16 protein-coding genes and 1 tRNA gene are annotated in these 14,941 nt (G+C 61.3%); 16 read left to right on the top strand and 1 reads right to left on the bottom strand.

Going from position 1 to position 14,941, the window contains the following annotated elements:
* The first annotated feature begins 37 nt into the window (after nt 1–37).
* From aspS to nadA, 16 genes are all read left to right on the top strand, one after another.
* A complete protein-coding gene (gene aspS, locus ABMD26_RS05570) occupies nt 38–1,813 on the top strand; it encodes an aspartate--tRNA ligase (protein ID WP_134721610.1) in 1,776 nt (591 codons plus the stop codon).
* A 102-nt stretch (nt 1,814–1,915) separates the two neighbouring features.
* Entirely contained in the window at nt 1,916–2,662 is a 747-nt protein-coding gene (locus ABMD26_RS05565) for a YebC/PmpR family DNA-binding transcriptional regulator (protein WP_049861519.1), read from the top strand.
* 224 nt (nt 2,663–2,886) lie between these two features.
* The gene (ruvC, locus tag ABMD26_RS05560; RefSeq protein ID WP_043193311.1) at nt 2,887–3,411 is read left to right on the top strand and encodes a crossover junction endodeoxyribonuclease RuvC; all 525 of its coding nucleotides are present in this window, start codon (nt 2,887–2,889) and stop codon (nt 3,409–3,411) included.
* Nucleotides 3,412–3,536: 125 nt separating this feature from the next.
* A complete protein-coding gene (ruvA, locus tag ABMD26_RS05555; RefSeq protein ID WP_049861518.1) occupies nt 3,537–4,145 on the top strand; it encodes a Holliday junction branch migration protein RuvA in 609 nt (202 codons plus the stop codon).
* On the top strand, nt 4,146–5,201 hold the full coding sequence (gene ruvB / locus ABMD26_RS05550) for a Holliday junction branch migration DNA helicase RuvB (RefSeq protein WP_049861517.1): 1,056 nt from the start codon (nt 4,146–4,148) through the stop codon (nt 5,199–5,201).
* Between the two features lie 140 nt (nt 5,202–5,341).
* Entirely contained in the window at nt 5,342–5,797 is a 456-nt protein-coding gene (gene ybgC / locus ABMD26_RS05545) for a tol-pal system-associated acyl-CoA thioesterase (protein WP_192000143.1), read from the top strand.
* A 2-nt stretch (nt 5,798–5,799) separates the two neighbouring features.
* Nucleotides 5,800–6,495, top strand: a complete 696-nt coding sequence (tolQ, locus tag ABMD26_RS05540) for a protein TolQ (protein ID WP_043187191.1) — start codon at nt 5,800–5,802, stop codon at nt 6,493–6,495.
* A 14-nt stretch (nt 6,496–6,509) separates the two neighbouring features.
* A complete protein-coding gene (gene tolR / locus ABMD26_RS05535; RefSeq protein WP_049861515.1) occupies nt 6,510–6,965 on the top strand; it encodes a protein TolR in 456 nt (151 codons plus the stop codon).
* Complete coding sequence (tolA, locus tag ABMD26_RS05530; RefSeq protein WP_049861514.1) at nt 6,962–8,071, top strand: cell envelope integrity protein TolA; 1,110 nt, start codon at nt 6,962–6,964, stop codon at nt 8,069–8,071. Before tolR ends, tolA begins: the two co-directional genes overlap by 4 nt.
* Complete coding sequence (gene tolB, locus ABMD26_RS05525; protein ID WP_090356762.1) at nt 8,068–9,372, top strand: Tol-Pal system beta propeller repeat protein TolB; 1,305 nt, start codon at nt 8,068–8,070, stop codon at nt 9,370–9,372. The genes tolA and tolB overlap by 4 nt, the downstream gene beginning before the upstream one ends.
* 52 nt (nt 9,373–9,424) lie before the next feature.
* Nucleotides 9,425–9,928 (top strand): peptidoglycan-associated lipoprotein Pal, encoded by a 504-nt coding sequence (gene pal / locus ABMD26_RS05520; RefSeq protein WP_043187198.1) that lies wholly within the window; start codon nt 9,425–9,427, stop codon nt 9,926–9,928.
* A gap of 6 nt (nt 9,929–9,934) precedes the next feature.
* Nucleotides 9,935–10,771 carry a tol-pal system protein YbgF gene (ybgF, locus tag ABMD26_RS05515; RefSeq protein ID WP_049861513.1) on the top strand — a complete coding sequence of 279 codons (837 nt, stop codon included), beginning with the start codon at nt 9,935–9,937 and terminating at the stop codon, nt 10,769–10,771.
* 161 nt (nt 10,772–10,932) lie between these two features.
* Nucleotides 10,933–11,580: a 7-carboxy-7-deazaguanine synthase QueE gene (gene queE / locus ABMD26_RS05510; protein ID WP_043187201.1), complete on the top strand. Its 648-nt coding sequence runs from the start codon at nt 10,933–10,935 to the stop codon at nt 11,578–11,580.
* A gap of 1 nt (nt 11,581) precedes the next feature.
* Nucleotides 11,582–12,271 (top strand): 7-cyano-7-deazaguanine synthase QueC, encoded by a 690-nt coding sequence (gene queC / locus ABMD26_RS05505; protein WP_192000141.1) that lies wholly within the window; start codon nt 11,582–11,584, stop codon nt 12,269–12,271.
* A 60-nt stretch (nt 12,272–12,331) separates the two neighbouring features.
* Nucleotides 12,332–12,407 (top strand) — tRNA-Lys (locus ABMD26_RS05500).
* 214 nt (nt 12,408–12,621) lie between these two features.
* Nucleotides 12,622–13,680 carry a quinolinate synthase NadA gene (gene nadA / locus ABMD26_RS05495; protein ID WP_134721608.1) on the top strand — a complete coding sequence of 353 codons (1,059 nt, stop codon included), beginning with the start codon at nt 12,622–12,624 and terminating at the stop codon, nt 13,678–13,680.
* Here nadA and ABMD26_RS05490 read toward each other — a convergent pair whose 3' ends face one another.
* Nucleotides 13,681–14,841, bottom strand: coding sequence for an OpgC family protein (locus ABMD26_RS05490; protein ID WP_134721607.1), 1,161 nt, complete (start codon nt 14,839–14,841; stop codon nt 13,681–13,683). It lies immediately after the preceding gene.
* Between the last annotated feature and the right edge of the window lie 100 nt (nt 14,842–14,941).

Here is a 14,941-nt window from a genome sequence, read left to right as displayed (position 1 = left end):
CATCGAATCATGAATTACGAGAAGTGAAACCACTACTATGATGCGCAGCCACTATTGCGGCCAACTGAACGAGACCCTGGAAGGTCAGGAAATAACCCTGTGCGGCTGGGTCCATCGCCGTCGCGACCATGGCGGGGTGATCTTCCTCGACATTCGGGACCGTGAAGGCATGGCCCAGGTGGTCTTCGACCCCGATCGCGCCGACAGCTTCGCCGCCGCCGATCGCGTGCGCAGCGAGTACGTGGTCAAGGTCACCGGCAAGGTCCGCGCGCGCCCGGCCGGCGCGGTCAACCCGAACATGGCGTCCGGCGCCATCGAAGTGCTCGGCTACGAGCTCGAAGTGCTGAACGAAGCGGAAACCCCGCCGTTCCCGCTCAACGAATACTCCGACGTCGGCGAGGAAACCCGCCTGCGCTACCGCTTCATCGACCTGCGCCGTCCCGAGATGGCCGAGAAGCTGCGCCTGCGCTCGCGCATCACCACCAGCATCCGTCGCTACCTCGACGAGAACGGCTTCCTCGATGTCGAAACGCCGATCCTGACCCGGGCAACACCCGAGGGCGCACGTGACTACCTGGTTCCGAGCCGTACCCACCCCGGCAGTTTCTTCGCCCTGCCGCAGTCGCCCCAGCTGTTCAAGCAATTGCTGATGGTGGCCGGTTTCGACCGTTACTACCAGATCGCCAAATGCTTCCGCGACGAAGACCTGCGTGCCGATCGTCAGCCTGAGTTCACTCAGATCGACATCGAGACCAGCTTCCTCGACGAGAAGGAAATCATCGGCCTCACCGAAACCATGGTGCGCCAGCTGTTCAAGGAAGTGCTGGGCGTCGAATTCGGCGAGTTCCCGCACATGACCTTCGAAGAAGCCATGCGTCGCTATGGTTCGGACAAGCCGGACCTGCGCAACCCGATGGAACTGGTCGACGTTGCCGACCAGCTCAAGGACGTCGAATTCAAGGTCTTCAGCGGTCCGGCCAACGATGCCAAGTGCCGCGTTGCCGCACTGCGCGTTCCAGGCGGGGCGAGCATGCCGCGCAAGCAGATCGACGACTACACCAAGTTCGTCGGCATCTACGGCGCCAAGGGGCTGGCCTACATCAAGGTCAACGAGCGCGCCAAGGGCGTCGAAGGCCTGCAGTCGCCGATCGTCAAGAACATCCCGGAAGCCAACCTCAACGTGATCCTGGATCGCGTCGGTGCGGTCGATGGCGACATCGTGTTCTTCGGTGCCGACAAGGCCAAGATCGTCAGTGAGGCATTGGGCGCGCTGCGCATCAAGCTGGGTAACGATCTTAACCTGCTGACCTGCGAATGGGCGCCGATGTGGGTCGTCGACTTCCCGATGTTCGAAGAGAACGAAGACGGCAGCTTCAGCGCGCTGCACCACCCGTTCACCGCTCCCAAGTGCACCCCGGCCGAGCTTGAGGCCAATCCGGCCACAGCACTGTCGCGTGCCTACGACATGGTGCTCAACGGCACCGAGTTGGGCGGCGGTTCGATCCGTATCCACCGCAAGGACATGCAGCAGGCGGTGTTCCGTCTGCTCGGCATCGAAGCGGCGGAACAGGAAGAGAAGTTCGGCTTCCTGCTCGATGCCCTGAAATACGGCGCGCCACCACACGGCGGCCTGGCCTTCGGCCTGGATCGTCTGGTCATGCTGATGACCGGCGCGCAGTCGATTCGTGAAGTCATTGCCTTCCCGAAAACCCAGAGTGCCGCCGATGTCATGACCCAGGCACCTGGCGTCGTCGATGCCAAGGCACTGCGTGAGCTGCACATTCGTCTGCGCGAACAGCCCAAGGCTGAATAACGGCTGACAGGGCGCATCTTCGGATGCGCCCTTGCGTTGGGCAGTGGAAAACCTTGCCGAGGCAGGGTCGTATGGGTAACACACAGAAATCGGAGTTGCGTTATGGCTGGTCATTCCAAGTGGGCGAACATCAAGCACCGCAAAGAGCGCCAGGATGCCAAGAGGGGCAAGATCTTCACCAAGTGGATTCGTGAGCTGACTGTTGCAGCCCGTCAGGGCGGCGGCGAGCCTGGGTCCAACCCGCGTCTGCGCCTGGCGCTGGACAAGGCGCTGAGCGCCAACATGAGCCGCGATATCATCGATCGTGCGATCGCCCGGGGTACTGGAGCGGCCGGTAGCGATGACGTGGTCGAGTTGAGCTACGAGGGTTATGGTCCCGGTGGTGTCGCGGTGCTGGTCGAGTGCATGACCGACAACCGCAACCGTACTGCCGCCGCCGTGCGCCACGCGTTCAGCAAATGCGGCGGCAACCTGGGCACCGATGGCTCGGTGGCCTACCTGTTCGAGCGCAAGGGGCAGTTGTCCTTCGCTCCGGGCGTCGATGAAGATGCCCTGATGGAAGCGGCCATGGAGGCCGATGCCGACGACATCGTCACCCACGCTGATGGCTCGATGGACGTGTTCACCTCGTTCGCCAGCTTCTACGCGGTAGGCAATGCGCTGCAGGCAGCAGGTTTCAAGGCCGACGAGGCGGAAATCGTCATGGCCCCGACCACCAGCGCCGAACTGGACGCGGAAGGTGCCGAGAAGGTCCTCAAGCTGATCGACATGCTCGAAGACCTGGACGACGTGCAAAACGTCTATTCCAATGCCGAAATATCCGATGCCGTGATGGAACAGCTCGGCTGACCGGCCTGTTTGTTTCATCGAAGCCATGCTTCAACAGGGCTGGCCTCTTCGCGGGTAGATGGCTCGCCGCCCGCCCCGCTCCCACAAGATGTGCACATACTGTGGGATCAGGCTCTACCCGCAAAATCGTAACCCAGTGTTCCCCCCACAGGCCGCTCATTCTCCTGTGGGAGCGGGTTCTACCCGCGAAGGCGTCAGCCGTGTTTCTCACTACTGCAGGCTTTATGACTTTAATTCTTGGAATCGACCCAGGCTCGCGCATCACCGGGTTTGGCGTCGTGCGTGAAACCGGACGAGGCTGCGAGTACGTAGCTTCAGGCTGCATCCGTACCGGCGGGGGGCTGCTGCACGATCGTCTGCAGATCGTTTTCCGCGGCGTACGTGAAGTGATCCAGACCTACGGTCCCGTGACCATGGGCATCGAGCGGGTGTTCATGGCTCGCAATGCCGACTCGGCCCTGAAGCTGGGTCAGGCGAGGGGCGCGGCCATCGTTGCGGCGGCCGAGGAGGGGCTGGAGATTGCCGAGTACAGCGCCACCCAGGTCAAGCAGGCCATCGTCGGTACCGGTGCAGCCAACAAGGAACAGGTACAGATGATGGTCATGCACCTGCTCAAGCTGACTCAGAAACCCCAGATCGACGCCTCCGACGCCCTGGCGATCGCACTGACCCACGCGCACACCCGTTCGAGCCTGATGCCCCATGGCCTGAGCACCGCCCGCAGCCGCGGTGGACGCTTACGTCTATAACGGCTTACATCGTTTCAAACTTTTTTGCTTGCAGCTCACCCAAGTCCTGCAATGATGGCCACGGATTCGAAGATCCGGCCAGCATGAGCAGGGCGTGACTGCGCCTTCCGACAAAGGATTCAAACGTGATTGGACGCCTGCGCGGTACCCTGGCTGAAAAGCAGCCTCCGCACCTGATTCTCGACGTCAACGGGCTGGGCTATGAGCTCGAAGTGCCGATGACCACGCTCTATCGCCTGCCGCCGGTCGGCGAAACCGTGACCTTGCACACCCATCTGGTGGTGCGCGAAGACGCTCAGTTACTCTATGGCTTCTATGAAAAGCGTGAGCGTGAGCTGTTTCGCGAGCTGATCCGCCTGAACGGCGTCGGTCCCAAACTGGCCCTGGCACTGATGTCGGGGCTGGATGTCGATGAGCTGGTGCGCTGCGTACAGGCGCAGGACACCTCGGCGCTGGTCAAGGTGCCCGGCGTGGGCAAGAAGACCGCCGAGCGCTTGCTGGTCGAGCTCAAGGATCGCTTCAAGGCCTGGCAAACCACGCCGAGCATGTTCGAACTGGTGCCCAGTGGGCCCCAGGGCCCGGCGCCAGTCAGCAGCGCCGAAGCCGATGCCGTCAGCGCGCTCATCTCCCTGGGGTACAAGCCGCAGGAAGCCAGCCGCGCCGTGGCAGCCATCGACGCCAAGGGGCTGAGCAGCGAAGAATTGATCCGCCGCTCGTTGAAGGGAATGATCTAAGTGATCGAAGCCGACCGCCTGATCGCCGCCACTGGCCGCGATCGCGAAGAAGTACAGGACCGGGCCATCCGCCCGCTCAGCCTGGCCGAGTACATCGGCCAGCCCACCGTGCGCGAGCAGATGGAGCTGTTCATCCAGGCCGCACGCGGGCGCAGCGAATCCCTGGATCACACCTTGATCTTCGGCCCGCCAGGGCTGGGCAAGACGACCCTGGCCAACATCATTGCCCAGGAAATGGGCGTATCGATCAAGAGCACCTCGGGCCCGGTGCTGGAGCGGCCAGGCGATCTGGCGGCCCTGCTGACCAATCTGGAACCCCACGATGTGCTGTTCATCGACGAGATCCACCGGCTGTCGCCCATCGTCGAGGAAGTCCTGTATCCCGCCATGGAGGATTTCCAGCTCGACATCATGATCGGCGAGGGGCCGGCGGCACGCTCCATCAAGCTCGATCTGCCACCGTTCACCCTGGTCGGTGCCACCACCCGTGCCGGCATGCTGACCAATCCGTTGCGCGACCGCTTCGGCATCGTCCAGCGACTGGAGTTCTACAGCACGGCGGACCTTGCAACCATCGTCAGTCGCTCGGGCAACATTCTGGGGCTGGCGATCGAAGATGAAGGCGCCTTCGAGATCGCCCGGCGCGCTCGCGGTACGCCGCGAATCGCCAATCGGTTGTTGCGCAGGGTCCGGGATTTTGCCCAGGTACGGGGCAAGGGCCACATCACCAAGCCCATCGCCGACCTGGCGCTGAACATGCTCGACGTCGACGAGCGCGGTTTCGACCATCAGGACCGGCGCCTGCTGCTGACCATGATCGAGAAATTCGACGGCGGTCCGGTGGGCGTCGACAGCCTGGCGGCGGCCATCAGCGAGGAGCGGCACACCATCGAGGATGTTCTGGAGCCCTACCTCATTCAACAGGGCTACATCATGCGGACCCCGCGCGGGCGCGTCGTCACTCGCCACGCCTACCTGCATTTCGGCCTGAACATTCCCAACCGGTTGGGCGACATGCCTGCCGGTGATGCCCAACCCGACGAAATCGACGCATGAAAGGCCCATTGCGCAGCGATCTAATTCGGGTTTGCGTGGTCCTAGGGGCTGACGCAGCTTTCGCTTGTGCTTTGCCTGCACACGCGACGAAAAAACAGTTGCCTGGGCGGATTGGCAACCTGAGGAGTAAGCACTAGAGTATGCGCGCGCAAAACGGGGTTCAGGCGTTCGCCCATCAGTGTCGGGTCTATTACGAAGACACCGATGCCGGCGGCGTCGTCTATTACGTCAACTACCTCAAATTCATGGAGCGGGCTCGTACCGAGCGCCTGCGTGCGCTGGGGTTCGTCCAGTCGCAGTTGGCAGGGGAGAACCTGCTGTTCGTCGTCCATTCGGCAGAGGCGCGCTACCATGCGCCAGCGCGGTTGGACGACGAACTGAAGGTGACCGCCGAAATAACCGAATTGAATCGCGCCAGCCTGCGTTTCAAGCAGCAGGTATGGCGGGTGAAGGATGCAACGCTGCTCTGCGAAGGGCAGTTCATGGTGGCCTGTGTGCGCGCCGATAATTTCAAACCCCAGGCCATTCCCCCAGCCTTGCGCGCGGCCCTTGCCGACGCGGGCGACCTGGGCAAACAATCCAATGCAGGAGATTAAGCGTGGAAGCTAACGTCGTCGACCATACCTCCATGTGGAGTTTGGTCAGCAATGCCAGTGTCGTGGTGCAGTTGGTCATGCTGATTCTGGTGGCCGCCTCGGTCACTTCGTGGATCATGATCTTTCAGCGCAGCTCGATGCTGCGCGCCGGGCGTCGTGCTCTGGACAGCTTCGAGGAGCGCTTCTGGTCGGGTATCGACCTGTCCAAGCTGTATCGCCAGGCCGGTAGCAATCCGGATCCGGATTCGGGCGTCGAGCAGATCTTCCGTGCCGGCTTCAAGGAGTTCTCCCGCCTGCGCCAGCAGCAGGGCGTCGACCCCGATGCCGTGATGGAAGGCGTCGGCCGTGCCATGCGCGTCGCGATCTCCCGCGAGGAAGAGAAGCTGGAGCAGGGCCTGCCGTTTCTGGCCACGGTCGGTTCCACCAGCCCGTACGTCGGTCTGTTCGGTACCGTATGGGGCATCATGAACTCGTTCCGCGGTCTGGCTTCGGCCCAGCAGGCGACGCTTGCGACCGTTGCACCGGGCATTGCCGAGGCACTGATCGCCACGGCCATCGGTCTGTTCGCTGCCATTCCGGCCGTTATTGCCTACAACCGTTTTGCTGCCCGCAGCGAAACCCTGATCAACCGTTACTACACGTTCGCTGACGAGTTCCAGGCCATCCTGCACCGTAAAGTGCACACCAGCGAAGAGTGAGCAGGGATAACCCAATGACTCGAGGTCGTCGCCCAAAACGCAAGCCGGTCGCCGAGATGAACGTGGTGCCCTACATCGACGTGATGTTGGTACTGCTGGTCATCTTCATGGTCACCGCTCCGATGATCAACCAAGGTGTGAAGGTCGATCTGCCCAAGGTTTCCAGCGAAGCGTTGCCGCAGGACAACAACACTCAGGTGCTCACCATTTCCATCAAGGCCGACAAGACCTACTACTGGAACGTCGGCAAGGAAGTAGACACTGAAAAGCAGCAGGACAAGGCCATGACCCTGGCGCAGATGACCCAGGCCGCGACCGCGATCATCAACCAGGGCAATGCCAACGGGAAGAAGACCCAGGTCTTCATTCGCGGTGACAAGACCGTGGATTATGGCGCTGTCATGGGTGCCATGGGTGGTTTGCAGCAGGCAGGTGTCGGTAACGTTGGCTTGATTACCGAGGCCCCGTGATGCAAAAGCGAGAGCATTCAGCCTCGGAAAGCTTCTTCTGGCCCACGGTCTGGGCGGTAGCCCTGCACGTGCTGATTTTCGGGATGTTGTTCGTCAGTTTCGCCATGACGCCCGAACTGCCCGAAGCGCGCCCCATCGTGCAGGCTACGCTCTATCAGCTCAAGTCCAAGAGCCAGGCCACCACTCAGACCAATCAGAAGCTGGCGGGCGAGGCGAAGAAGTCTGCCGCGCGACAGACCGAAGTCGAGCAGATGGAGACCAAGAAGCTTGAACAGGAAGCCATAAAGGCGGCGGAACAAAAGAAAGAGGAAACCGCTCAAAAGGCCGAAGCAGCGAAGAAGGCCGACGAAGCCAAGAAAGCCGACGCCGCCGCCAAGGCGGAAGCGGCAGAGGCGGCCGCGGCCAAGGCTGAAGCGGCCAAGGCCGAAGCGGCTGAAAAAGCTGCCGAAGCCAAGAAGAGCGAGTTGGCCGATATAGCCAAGAAGAAAGCCGAGCAAGAGGAGGCCAAGAAGGAGGCGGCCGAGGAAGCCAAAAAGAAGGCTGCCGAAGACGCCAAGAAGAAGGCCGCCGAAGACGCGAAGAAGAAAGCCGAAGACGACGCCAAGAAAGCTGCCGCTGCCGCTGCTGCCGAAGATGCCAAGAAAAAGGCTGCCGAGGACGCGAAGAAGAAGGCTGCAGCCGACGCTGCGAAGAAGAAGGCCCAGGATGCGGCACGCAAGGCGGCGGAAGACAAGAAGGCGCAGGCATTGGCCGATCTGCTTTCCGACAAGCCAGAACGCCAGCAGGCGCTCGCCGATGAGCAGGGTGATGAAGTCGCGGGCAACTTCGACGATCTCATTCGCTCGCGAGCAGCCGAAGGTTGGGCACGTCCGCCTTCTGCACGCAAGAACATGACTGTGGTATTGCAGATCAACATGTTGCCCGATGGTACCGTCACCAACGTCAGCGTTTCGCGCTCCAGTGGCGATGGACCTTTCGACAGTTCGGCGGTTGCTGCGGTCAAGAACATTGGCCGTTTAACGGAAATGCAGGGTTTGAAACCAGCTGACTTCAACCCCTATCGTTCCTTCAAGATGACATTTACACCTGAGGATCTTGCCTTGTGATTACCCTTCTTCGAGGACTGCTCGTCGTCCTGTGCTGCGCAGCCGGCATGGCCTCTGCGGACGAAAAGAACATTCTGGTCACCAGCGGTGCCGACCGTGCGACGCCGATCGCGGTCGTCCCGTTCGGCTTCCAGGGTGGCAGCGTGTTGCCTGACAACATTGCCGAAATCGTCGGCAACGACCTGCGCAACTCGGGCTACTACTCACCCATTCCACCGCAGAACATGATCAGCCAGCCGTCCCAGGCCAGCGAAGTCATCTACCGCGACTGGCAGGCGCTGGGCGCCCAGTACGTCATGGTCGGCAGCATCACGCCGGCCGGTGGTCGTCTGCAGGTGCAGTACGCACTGCTCAACGTCAACACTCAGCAACCTGTGTTGACCGGCAGCGTGTCGGGCACGACCGATCAGTTGCGTGACATGGCCCACTTCATCTCCGACCAGTCGTTCGAGAAGCTGACCGGGATCAAGGGTGCGTTTTCCACGCGCATGCTCTATGTCACCGCCGAGCGCGCCGGTACCAACGCCACTCGCTACACCCTGCAGCGTTCGGACTACGACGGGGCACGTGCCGTGACCCTGCTGCAGTCGCGCGAGCCGATCCTGTCGCCACGCTACTCGCCCAATGGCCGCAACATTGCCTACGTATCGTTCGAGCAGCGTCGTCCGCGGATCTTCCTGCAGAACGTCGACACCGGTCGCCGCGAGCAGCTGACCAACTTCGAAGGCCTGAACGGCGCACCGGCGTTTTCACCTGACGGCAACCGCCTGGCGTTGGTGCTGTCCAAGGATGGCAACCCGGAAATCTACGTGATGAACCTGTCTTCGCGTGCATTGACCCGCGTGACCAACAGCCCGGCGATCGATACCGAACCCTTCTGGGGCAAGGACGGCTCGACGCTTTATTTCACGTCGGACCGTGGCGGCAAGCCGCAGATCTACAAGACCAGCACTTCCGGTGGCGCCAATGCCGAGCGTGTGACGTTCGTGGGCAACTACAACGCCAACCCGAAACTTTCGGCTGACGAAAAGACGCTTGTAATGATTCACCGGCAAGATGGTTTCACCAATTTCAAGGTGGCGGCGCAGGACTTGGAACGCGGAAGCGTAAAGATCCTCACAGATTCAACTCTTGATGAGTCGCCTACTGTTGCGCCCAACGGCACCATGGTAATCTACGCCACCCGCCAGCAGGGCCGGGGAGTCTTGATGCTCGTGTCGCTAAACGGCCGCGTGAGGCTCCCGCTTCCTACCGCTCAAGGCGAAGTCAGAGAACCGTCCTGGTCCCCTTACCTGAACTGACGCGGCGTAATACGTTGTACTTAACACACTGGGGTTCATTAGGAGTTTCACGATGGAAATGCTGAAGTTTGGTAAGTTTGCTGCGCTGGCCCTGGCCTTGTCCGTAGCTGTAGGTTGCTCGTCCAAAGGCGGCGAAGATGCTGGTCAAGGCGGCGCTGCTGTCGACCCTAACGCTGGTTACGGCGCAAACACCGGTGCCGTTGACGGTTCCCTGAGCGAAGAAGCTGCTCTGCGCGCAATCACCACCTTCTACTTCGAATACGACAGCTCGGACCTGAAGCCAGAAGCCATGCGCGCTCTGGACGTTCACGCCAAGGACCTGAAAGCCAACGGCGCTCGCGTCGTCCTGGAAGGTAACACCGACGAGCGCGGTACTCGCGAGTACAACCTGGCACTGGGCGAGCGTCGCGCCAAGGCCGTTCAGCGTTACCTGGTACTGCAAGGCGTCTCGCCAGCTCAGCTGGAACTGGTTTCCTACGGCGAAGAGCGTCCAGTAGCTACCGGCAACGACGAGCAGTCGTGGGCTCAAAACCGTCGCGTCGAACTGCGTAAGTAATTCGTCATGCGAACGTGCCGTCGTGCTGTAACTGTTCTGGCTTTCGCCCTGCCTGTAATGGCTTGGGGCGCGGTGCCTGTGGTCGATAGCAACAACAATGGAGGCTACGGTAACAGTGGCGCCGTTGGTGGCAGCTATCCGCCTGCAGGTTACGGTACGAACGGCGCCTCGGCCGGGTCAGGTGCGCAAGCGCCTGTCTCGGCCCAGGGCGAGCTGTTCATGCAACTGCAGCAAATGCAGGAAGACATCGCGCGTCTGCGAGGTCAGGTCGAAGTCCAGCAAAATGATATCCAGCGCCTGAAACAGGAAGGGCTCGAGCGGTATCAGGATCTCGATCGTCGGATTGGCGCCGGGGTTGCACCTGCACCCGCTGCCCAACCGGATAATTCTTCAGCCAGCGGCGCCTCCGGCGGCGCTGGTGCTTCATCGGCTGGCGGTCAATCGACAGCCAGTTCAGAGCCTGGCGATCCGGCCAAGGAGAAGCTGTATTACGATGCAGCCTTCGACTTGATCAAAGCCAAGGATTTCGACAAGGCCAGCCAGGCATTTGCCGCATTTCTGCGCAAATACCCGAACAGCCAGTATGCGGGCAATGCCCAGTACTGGCTGGGCGAGGTCAACCTCGCCAAAGGTGATCTGCAAGGCGCGGGTCAAGCCTTTGCCAAGGTTAGCCAGCTCTATCCCAAGCACAACAAGGTGCCGGATTCGCTGTACAAGCTGGCCGATGTCGAACGTCGCCTCGGTCATACCGATCGAGTCAAAGGCATTCTGCAGCAGGTTGTGACCCAGTATCCGGGTACTTCTGCGGCGCAATTGGCGCAAAAAGACCTGCAAAGATTGTGAAGCTTGCCGTGTGATTCGAAGAAACCCGCGCCTGGCGCGGGTTTTTTGTTAGAATTTGCCGCCATTTTATGAACACGCTTCTTGAAGCCACGCGAGCGCGGGCTGCCTGAAGTGCCCAACGGAGGCGGTCAGCCTGTTTCGCTGTCACGCCCGTGGACCCTATGCAAGACACACTACGTATCACCGAAGTCTTCTACTCCTTGCAGGGTGAGACGCGGACCGCTGGCTTGCCCACGGTTTTCGTGCGCCTGACCGGTTGCCCTCTGCGCTGCCAATACTGCGACAGCGCCTATGCATTCAGCGGGGGTACCCAGCGCACCCTCGACTCGCTCATGGAGCAGGTGGCCAGCTACAAGCCCCGCTATGTGTGCGTGACTGGGGGCGAGCCGTTGGCCCAACCCAATGCCATCCCATTGATGCAGCGCCTGTGCGATGCCGGCTATGAGGTTTCAGTGGAAACCAGCGGTGCGCTCGACATCAGCGCAGTGGACACGCGAGTCAGCCGGGTGCTTGATTTGAAGACCCCGGGTTCCCTCGAGGTCCATCGCAATCGCTACGAGAACATCGAGCTGCTGACCCGCAACGACCAGGTCAAATTCGTCCTGTGCTCGCGCGAAGACTACGACTGGGCCGTCTCCAAGCTGATTCAGTACGGGCTGGACCAGCGCGCTGGTGAAGTGCTGTTCTCGCCGAGCAAGGATCAACTGCGGGCAACCGATCTGGCCGACTGGATCGTGGCCGACAACCTGCCGGTGCGCCTGCAGATGCAATTGCACAAACTTCTTTGGAACGACGAGCCGGGGCGCTGACATGAACGACACAACCGAGCACCAGAAAAAAGCGGTCATTCTGCTCTCCGGCGGCCTGGATTCCGCCACCGTGGTGGCGATGGCCAAAGACCAGGGCTACGCCTGCTACACCATGAGTTTCGACTATGGTCAGCGCCATCGCGCGGAGCTGAATGCGGCAGCGCGGGTGGCTCGCGATCTGGGCGTGGTCCAGCACAAGGTCATTGGACTGAATCTGGACGGGATGGGCGGTTCGGCGCTGACCGATACGTCGATCGACGTTCCCGAAACCCTCGGCGAAGGCATTCCGGTGACTTACGTGCCGGCGCGCAACACGGTCTTTCTGTCGCTGGCACTGGGCTGGGCCGAGGTGCTGGAGGCGCGGGACATCTTCATCGGTGTCAATGCGGTTGACTACTCCGGCTACCCGGACTGCCGACCCGAGTTCATCGAGGCCTTCGAGCGCCTGGCCAATCTGGCTACCAAGGCCGGGGTGGAAGGCAATGGCTTCACTATTCAGGCGCCGTTGCAGAACATGAGCAAGGCCGAAATCGTCAAGGCGGGCGTGGCGCTGGGTGTGGACTACGGTCTGACGGTGTCCTGCTATCAGGCTGACGACGAAGGCCAAGCCTGTGGCAAATGCGACAGCTGCCGCTTGCGCGCGGAAGGCTTCACTGCAGCCGGTGTGAGTGACCCTACACGTTATTTTTGATTTTTTTTCTGTAGGGTGTTGAATTACCAAAAGAATTCGGTATTATACGCCCCACGAAACGGGTCGTTAGCTCAGTTGGTAGAGCAGTTGGCTTTTAACCAATTGGTCGTAGGTTCGAATCCCACACGACCCACCATTTCGAAACCCGCAGCTTGCAAAAGCTGCGGGTTTTTTTATGCCCGGGATTCGGTGGGGATCCTTGCAGCGATAGGGCTTTGCTAACACCTCGTTTCTCTGTAGCCTGCGCCAGCCCTCAAAAGCCTCACGAAAGCCAGGGCATATACTCCCAGGCCCTTGTCGGCCCGGTCTATACTCGACTCTCGCGCATCAGCGCTCGCAGGTCTTGCCCCATGACGCAGATATCCGAACGCCTTCTGGTTCAGGCTCACCTGGATGCCAAGCAGCCCAAGCCCCTGACACCGGAGCAGGAAGCCGACTACCGTTCAGCCATCGCTGCCGAGCTGAAGGCTCAGGACGCGGTGCTGGTCGCTCACTACTACTGCGATCCGGTGATCCAGGCGCTGGCCGAGGAAACCGGCGGTTGTGTGTCCGACTCGCTGGAAATGGCGCGTTTTGGCAACCAGCACTCAGCTCGCACCGTGGTGGTGGCCGGTGTTCGGTTCATGGGCGAAACGGCGAAGATCCTCAACCCTGAAAAACGTGTGCTCATGCCCACCCTGGAAGCGACCTGCTCGCTGGACCTGGGTTGCCCGGTCGATGCCTTCTCGGCTTTTTGCGACCAGCATCCCGAGCGCACGGTGGTGGTCTATGCCAACACCTCGGCCGCGGTAAAGGCGCGGGCCGACTGGGTGGTAACGTCTAGCTGCGCGCTGGAGATCGTCGAGAGTCTGATGGACAACGGCGAGAAGATCATCTGGGCGCCGGACAAGCATCTGGGCAACTACATCCAGACCCACACCGGCGCGGACATGCTGATGTGGGACGGTGCCTGCATCGTGCACGAGGAGTTCAAGTCGCGGCAACTGAGCGACATGCGTGCGCTGTATCCCGATGCCGCGATTCTGGTGCACCCCGAGTCGCCGGCCGAGGTCATCGCACTGGCTGACGCCGTGGGCTCCACCAGTCAATTGATCGCCGCTGCCCGTACGTTGCCGCAGCAGACGCTGATCGTGGCAACCGATCGCGGCATCTTCTACAAGATGCAGCAGGCCGTGCCTGGCAAGACGCTGATCGAGGCGCCCACGGCGGGCAACGGCGCTGCCTGTCGCAGCTGCGCGCATTGCCCGTGGATGGCCATGAACACGCTGGAGCGTACGCTGGAATGCCTGCGCGCCGGCAGCAACGAAATCACCGTGGATCCGGCGCTGATTCCTCAGGCTGTTCGGCCGCTCAAGCGCATGCTGGACTTTACCCAGGCAGCGCGCCTGAAAGTGGCTGGCAACGCCTGATCAGAGGCCTTTGCCCAGTGCGACCACCGGCCGTTCGGGCTTCGGTAGCTCAAGCCGCGGACGGCCCAGTCGTTTGTTCAGTTCCAGCCATTCGGCCAGGGCCAGCATCAGGCCTGCGCCGACCAACGCGCTGGCGATCTGCATCGCGAGCTGGTCATCCGCCAGGGCATTGGCCATGTCGGCCAACGGTGCCAGCACCACGCTGAGGCAGAAGACCTCGAGCGAATAGCGTCCCATCAGCCCGACTTTGCGTGCCAACAGGTGATTCACCCATGCGCCCTGAGGTATCAGCTTGGCCACACAGTAGGCCAGGGCCAGGAAGTGCAGAAGGCGTGACGGCGAGAGGTTGGTCTTGTCGATGGGGTAGAGCAGTTGGCTGAACCAGCCGGGCACCAGTGCCTCGTGCAGCATCGGCCAGCGCCATCCCAGGGCAACCAGCGCGCTGAATGTCACGAGCGTGGCGCACGCCAGGAACAGTGGTTGGCGGCTCAAGGGTCGGGTCGGCGCGGCCTGCCCGCGCCCCGAATGCAGCGCCGTGGCGCCACCCAGGACGAACAGCACCTGCCAGGCCAGAGGATTGAAATACCAGAGGCCGTTGTCGTGCGCAGGAATGTTCCAGCCCAGCCATTGCACCATCAGGTACAACACCAGCGACAGGCCGATGGCCTGGGCTGGGCGCTTGATCAGCAACGGCAGGACGATCGGCAGGCCGAGCAGCAACACGATGTACAACGGCAAGGGGTCCATAAGGTTGGGTTTGAAGCGCAGCAGCAGTTCGTCGACCATCGCCTGTTGCGGGTTGGACACGAAATAGGTGAGGTTCATCTCCTGGATCATGTCGCGGGTTTCGACGTGATTGTTGGCGACGAAGATGATGCCCATCAGGACCGCCAGCAGGAAGATGTGGACCACGTAAAGCACCCAGGCGCGACGCAGGATGCGCATGCCGGCCACCAGATAGCCGTCGCGCAGGGCGATCTTGCCGTAGGCCAACACGGCGGCATAGCCGGCGAGGAACACGAACACTTCTGCAGCATCGCTGAAGCCGAAGTTGCGCAGCGTGAAGCTGGCCAGCGGGTTTTGCGGTATGTGATCCCAGAAAATGAAGATCAACGCCAAACCCCGATAGAAATCGATCCGATGGTCTCGATCGTTAGTCATGGCGACAGGCTCTTGCGAATAGGAAGGATGTAGTAGGGATGGGACAGCGGGCATTGCGGTTCCGCGTCGGCGGCCATTATCGACCAGCGGCGCGGAGGGT

The organism is Pseudomonas sp. PvP001 (genome assembly GCF_040546375.1).
Taxonomy (GTDB): domain Bacteria; phylum Pseudomonadota; class Gammaproteobacteria; order Pseudomonadales; family Pseudomonadaceae; genus Aquipseudomonas; species Aquipseudomonas coleopterorum.
Note: the sequence above shows the minus strand (reverse complement) of the source record. Positions and strands in the feature narration are given on the sequence as shown.

What these genes read in the sequence shown, in the direction of transcription:
- ybgC (WP_192000143.1), top strand. Translation starts at nt 5,342, where the DNA reads ATGCGCGCGCAAAACGGGGTTCAGGCGTTCGCCCATCAGTGTCGGGTC.
- queC (WP_192000141.1), top strand. Translation starts at nt 11,582, where the DNA reads ATGAACGACACAACCGAGCACCAGAAAAAAGCGGTCATTCTGCTCTCC.
- ruvC (WP_043193311.1), top strand. Translation starts at nt 2,887, where the DNA reads ATGACTTTAATTCTTGGAATCGACCCAGGCTCGCGCATCACCGGGTTT.
- pal (WP_043187198.1), top strand. Translation starts at nt 9,425, where the DNA reads ATGGAAATGCTGAAGTTTGGTAAGTTTGCTGCGCTGGCCCTGGCCTTG.
- ABMD26_RS05565 (WP_049861519.1), top strand. Translation starts at nt 1,916, where the DNA reads ATGGCTGGTCATTCCAAGTGGGCGAACATCAAGCACCGCAAAGAGCGC.
- tolR (WP_049861515.1), top strand. Translation starts at nt 6,510, where the DNA reads ATGACTCGAGGTCGTCGCCCAAAACGCAAGCCGGTCGCCGAGATGAAC.
- nadA (WP_134721608.1), top strand. Translation starts at nt 12,622, where the DNA reads ATGACGCAGATATCCGAACGCCTTCTGGTTCAGGCTCACCTGGATGCC.
- queE (WP_043187201.1), top strand. Translation starts at nt 10,933, where the DNA reads ATGCAAGACACACTACGTATCACCGAAGTCTTCTACTCCTTGCAGGGT.
- ybgF (WP_049861513.1), top strand. Translation starts at nt 9,935, where the DNA reads ATGCGAACGTGCCGTCGTGCTGTAACTGTTCTGGCTTTCGCCCTGCCT.
- aspS (WP_134721610.1), top strand. Translation starts at nt 38, where the DNA reads ATGATGCGCAGCCACTATTGCGGCCAACTGAACGAGACCCTGGAAGGT.
- ABMD26_RS05490 (WP_134721607.1), bottom strand. Translation starts at nt 14,841, where the DNA reads ATGACTAACGATCGAGACCATCGGATCGATTTCTATCGGGGTTTGGCG.